The following is a 1,373-nucleotide window of genomic DNA, read 5'->3' on the forward strand; positions in this document are numbered from 1 at the left end:
ATAACAAGAGCCGGATGACGGGAGACTGTCAAGTCCGGTTCTGTGAGAGGCTTAGGGTGAAACTCCCTTTGCCTACTCGACCAAGTGACCGTTAGGCAATATTAGAAAAAACGAACCAACATAGATATGAATGTATTTTTAGACACAAACATTTTATATGAAGATTATTTCTTTGATAATAAATCTCCTAAAAAGATTCTTGAATACGCTAGAAATGGTGTAATCAATTTATATATGTCTGAAATTGTTAGGCTTGAACTAAGATGGCAATTTCAGAAAGAAATAGAAGCTAAGAATAGAGAATTGAGTAAAGTTATTAAGGACTCTAAAAGATTAAAAATTGAAACTGAAATAACTCTTTTAGACTTAAACTCCCAGCTAGAAAAATTTGACCGATTTTATTCTCGACTTGAACATATTGACAATTTTACAATAGTTCACTATAAAAATGAATATCTTCCAGATATAGTTGACAGAGCCATATACAGAAAGAAACCATTTACTGAAGAGAAAACAGAACTTAAAGATGCTTTGATTTGGAAATCGTATTCCGATTTTGTTGAAAGTAACCAGCTTGAAGATTGTATTCTATTAACAAATAATACAAGTGACTTCTGTCCCAAAAAAGACAAGTCTAAAATTCACCCTGACCTTTTAGCTGACACAGAAAAATTTAGCGTAATAAATAGTTCGTTTGAATTTTTGAAAACTAAATCGCCGATTCTTGAAAGTCCAATAGTTCAATTTCAAGCATATATGAATCAGTTGGATTTTAATGATGATTTAGTTAAAGAGCTGATTATTGAAAACTTTGATAAGGAAATTGAAAAGGAAGTTCATAAGAAGATTGAAAATCTAAGTCCTAATGATATTTTAAATTCAGATTATTGGTATGATGGTTACGTATCTGGAAGCGATGTGGAAATTTTAGATTGTGAAGATGTAGAATATGAAATATTAGCTGATAATGCCCTTGTATCAGGAAAAGTTTATGTAGCGTGCGAAACTGAATGTTATCAATATAATGCAGCAAGAGACCACGGAGAAGAAACATTTACATACATAAACGACCAGACTATTATTTTTGAGATATTCTTCAACTTTGATATGAGAGAAAATGAAGAGTGTTCTGAATTTGAGATTACAGATTTAGATATAAATGAAGTAAATTGATAATAACATTGCCTAACATTTTGTATAAGTAATGGCAGGCGAAGTGCTAAATATCAAGGTTTGTAGCCCGCTCAAACTGCATAACGGTTTGACAGGGAATTACCACGCAATCTGCCACTACTCATAGTGTGCCGAGAAGCAGAACATCGGCCTAATTATCGTTCTGCATGCTGTAAATAAGATGGAGGAATCCGGCAGTA

1 protein-coding gene is annotated in these 1,373 nt (G+C 32.7%); it reads left to right on the plus strand.

The genetic code is table 11. The features are described 5' to 3' along the window. The first annotated feature begins 126 nt into the window (after nucleotides 1-126). A complete protein-coding gene (locus tag BM156_RS20550) occupies nucleotides 127-1,173 on the plus strand; it encodes a PIN domain-containing protein (protein WP_093921784.1) in 1,047 nt (348 codons plus the stop codon). Nucleotides 1,174-1,373: the final 200 nt, after the last annotated feature.

The organism is Sunxiuqinia elliptica (genome assembly GCF_900113005.1).
GTDB lineage: Bacteria > Bacteroidota > Bacteroidia > Bacteroidales > Prolixibacteraceae > Sunxiuqinia > Sunxiuqinia elliptica.

Excerpts from the sequence above, each read along its gene's own strand:
- BM156_RS20550 (WP_093921784.1), top strand. The coding sequence starts at position 127 with ATGAATGTATTTTTAGACACAAACATTTTATATGAAGATTATTTCTTT.